This window comes from Salinicola salarius, assembly GCF_002179555.1.
Classification (GTDB): domain Bacteria; phylum Pseudomonadota; class Gammaproteobacteria; order Pseudomonadales; family Halomonadaceae; genus Salinicola; species Salinicola salarius_A.
In genome coordinates this window covers 1-3,730 of record NZ_NHOU01000075.1, presented here as the reverse complement: position 1 = coordinate 3,730, position 3,730 = coordinate 1, and the positions used below count along the sequence as shown (strand labels likewise).

Below are 3,730 nucleotides of genomic sequence, written 5' to 3'. Positions count from 1 at the left end.
GATGTGCTCTAACCAGCTGAGCTACGTAGCCAACGATGTCACTTGCATACTGCAGACGTTGCCGAGTGACAACGGGGGCGGACTATACCTGCGAGCTCGCCGAAGGACAAGCCCGCAGTGAAAATCGAGGCGAATTTCTGCGTCACCTCTCCTTTCGCGCCGCCCCCGGCGTCGTCAGATATCCAGCGCCTGCTTGACTGCCGGCAAGCCCGGTTCGCCGTCGGCCGTCTTCACGCCTTCGAGCCATCCATCCAGCGTTTCGGGATGGGCCTTGAGCCAGGCGCGAGCGGCGTCTTTCTCGTCTTCGCCGTCATCCATGATGCTGCCCATCACCTCGTTCTCCATATCCAGCGTGAAGCTCAGATTCTGGAGGAACTGGCCAACGTTGCCGCACTCATCGATGTAGCCGGCGCGGGTATTGGTGTAGACGGTCGCCCCGCCGTAATCCGGGCCGAAGTAGTCGTCCGCGCCGGACAGGTAGCCGATGTCGAAGTTGGTGTTCATCGGGTGCGGAGCCCAGCCCAGGAATACCATCCAGTCCTCGCTCTGGGTGCGCGCCTTGACCTCGGCCAGCATGCCGGCTTCGCTGGAGTCGACCAGCTCCCAGTCGCCCAGGCCGAACGCATCGTCATCGATCATCTGCTGGATGATCAGGTTGCCGTCGTTGCCCGCTTCGATGCCGAACAGCTTGTGGCCGAACTGGTCCGCATGCTCGTCCAGGTCGGCGACCGAGGTCACGCCAGCGTCGATGATGTATTGCGGTACGGCCAGGGTGTACTTGGCCCCTTCGAGATTCGGGCGGGGGCGATCGACCTGACCTTTCTCGATGTAGGGATCGCTGATCGACTTCATCGACGGCATCCAGTTACCCAGGAAGACGTCGAAGTCGCCGTTCTTCATGCCCGCATAGGCCACTGGCACGGAGACGGTATCGGAAGTCGCTTCATAGCCGAGCCCTTCGAGCACGACGCTGGCCAGTGCAGTGGTTGCCTGAATATCGGTCCAGCCCACCTCGGCAAAGCGGACCGTCTGGCAGCTTTCGGGTTCCTGCGCCTGTGCCTGCGCCATCGGTACTGCCGCCAGGCCGGCGCCGGCCAGGGTCCAGAGGATGGTCGAGTATTTCATGCTTGCACTCCCTGATCGTCTTGTAGGTTATCAATAATTACTGCTTATCGAATGCCGAATTTTTCATTCGATGGCACAATACACTAGTTTTTATTGATTGACCGTTCAATAAAAAATTCCCATAATGGTGGCTCGCTGAGGATGAAAGCGAAGTTGATGAGCGCGGAATGGATGGGCGCTAGGTTGTTCAGCGCCCTGTTCGAGCCGCCTTCGGACGACGCCTGAAGCGGGCGACTCGCAGACTTTCATCCCCTCAGCCCCGATTCAGGAGGAGCGCCGTGCCGAAACTGGGTATGCAGCCCATTCGTCGCCGACAATTGATTCAGGCAACGCTGGAAGCAATCGACGAGCTAGGGCTGGCCGACGCCACCATCGCGCGCATCGCCAAGCGCGCGGGCGTCTCTACCGGCATCATCAGCCACTACTTCGCCGGCAAGGACGGGCTGCTGGAAGCCACCATGCGCCACGTGCTGAGCGATCTGGGCACGGCGGTGCTGGAGCGCCGCACGGCGCTGGGCAATGCGCCCCCGGAAGCCCATCTGCGCGCCATCATCGACGGCAACTTCGATCGCAGCCAGACCAGCCGCTCGGTCATGAAGACCTGGCTGGCGTTCTGGGCCAGCAGCATGCATCACCGCCCGCTTCAGCGGCTGCAGCGCGTCAACGATCGCCGGCTCTACTCCAACCTGAGCTGCCAGTTCCGACGCGTGCTGCCCAAGCAGGAAGCGAGAGATGCCGCACGAGGCCTGGCGGCGCTGATCGACGGCCTGTGGCTGCGCGGCGCCCTGGCGCAGGAAGGACTCAACGTGGAGCGCGCCCGTCAACTGGCCTACGACTACGTTCGGGTGCAGCTCGACGCCGCAAGGCACACCCGGACGCGCGCCAACGACTACGCTTGAAGCGGCGCCCCTCAGCAACGCTATTTCATTCGCCATCCGAAGGGAGAGTCATCATGGCACGACTCGAAACGCAGACACTTTACATCGACGGTCGCCACACGCCGGCCAGTGGCAACGAAACCTTCGACGCCGTCAATCCGGCGAATGGCGAGATCATTGCCAGCGTCCAGCAGGCAACGGCGGCCGATGTCGATAAGGCGATCGACAGCGCCCAGCGCGCCCAGCGCCAGTGGGCGGCGATGACCGGAATGGAGCGTGCGCGAATCCTGCACAAGGCGGTCGCCCTGCTGCGTGAGCGCAACGACGAGCTGGCCGAGCTGGAGACGTTGAACACCGGCAAGCCGATCAGCGAGACGGCCAGCGTCGACATCGTGACCGGAGCGGACGCGCTGGAGTACTTCGCCGGGCTGGCGCCGAGCATCGAGGGAACGCAGATCCCGCTGCGCGAAGACTCGTTCGTCTACACCCGCCGCGAGCCGCTGGGCGTCATCGGCGCCATCGGCGCGTGGAACTACCCGATCCAGATCGCCTGCTGGAAAGCCGCCCCGGCCCTGGCCGCGGGCAACGCGGTGGTGTTCAAGCCGAGCGAAGTGACGCCGTTGACCGCGATGAAACTGGCGGAAATCTTCACCGAAGCCGGCCTGCCGGACGGCGTGTTCAACGTCGTTCACGGCGACGGTAGTGTCGGCGCCATGCTCACCGAGCATCCGGGCCTGGCCAAGATCACCTTCACCGGCGAAGTGGGCACCGGCAAGAAGGTCATGTCCGCTGCGGCCAGCTCCACGCTGAAGCAAGTCACCATGGAGCTTGGCGGCAAGTCGCCGCTGATCGTCTTCGACGATGCCGATCTCGATCGTGCCGCCGACGGCGCCATGATGGCCAACTTCTACTCCAGTGGTCAGGTCTGCACCAACGGCACCCGCGTATTCGTGCACAGCGCGGTCAAGGAAGCGTTCGAAGCCAAGATCGTCGAGCGCGTCAACCGCATCAAGGCCGGCGACCCGCTGAATCCGGAGACCAACTTCGGCCCACTGGTCAGCTTCGAGCATCTGGAGAAGGTCTCCGGCTACCTGGAGACCGCCAAGCAGGACGGCGCTCGCCTGCTGGTGGGCGGCAACCGCATGACCGATGGCGATTTTGCCGGCGGCGCCTGGGTCGCCCCGACTGTCTATACCGACTGCCAGGACGAGATGCGCATCGTCCGCGAGGAGATCTTCGGGCCGATCATGGCGATCCTCTCCTTCGACGACGAGGAAGAGGTGATTCGCCGCGCCAACGATACCGAGTACGGCCTGGCGGCCGGCCTGTTCACCGAAGGGCTCAACCGCGCTCACCGGGTCATCCACCGGATCGAGGCCGGCATCTGCTGGATCAACACCTGGGGCGACTCCCCCGCCGAGATGCCGGTGGGCGGCTACAAGCAGTCCGGCATCGGCCGCGAGAACGGCATCGAGACGCTGGCGCACTATACCCAGACGAAGTCGGTGCAGGTCGAGATGGGGCCGTTCGCCTCGGTGTTCTGACATCAGCGACGGGCCACGGGCTATGAGCTGCGAGCTGAAGGTCAAAAACGGAAAACCGGCGCGAGCCGCGGAGGAAATCATCGGCCAACGTCCGAGGTTCGCAATTCCTTCGCTCGAAGCTGCTTTGTACAGCGCCCCAAAGCCGGCGCTAGTCGAAGCTCGAAGCTCGAAGCTCGAAGCTCG

At 63.4% G+C, this 3,730-nt stretch carries 3 protein-coding genes; 2 read left to right on the top strand and 1 reads right to left on the bottom strand.

The features are described 5' to 3' along the window. Positions 1-174 precede the first annotated feature (174 nt). Positions 175-1,125, bottom strand: coding sequence for a choline ABC transporter substrate-binding protein (locus tag CCD76_RS18920; RefSeq protein ID WP_087721045.1), 951 nt, complete (start codon positions 1,123-1,125; stop codon positions 175-177). A gap of 278 nt (positions 1,126-1,403) precedes the next feature. Between CCD76_RS18920 and betI the strand changes: the two genes are divergently transcribed. Together betI and betB are read left to right on the top strand one after the other, a co-directional pair. After that, positions 1,404-2,024 (top strand): transcriptional regulator BetI, encoded by a 621-nt coding sequence (betI, locus tag CCD76_RS18915; RefSeq protein ID WP_087721044.1) that lies wholly within the window; start codon positions 1,404-1,406, stop codon positions 2,022-2,024. 53 nt (positions 2,025-2,077) lie between these two features. Further along, positions 2,078-3,547: a betaine-aldehyde dehydrogenase gene (betB, locus tag CCD76_RS18910; RefSeq protein WP_087721043.1), complete on the top strand. Its 1,470-nt coding sequence runs from the start codon at positions 2,078-2,080 to the stop codon at positions 3,545-3,547. Positions 3,548-3,730: the final 183 nt, after the last annotated feature.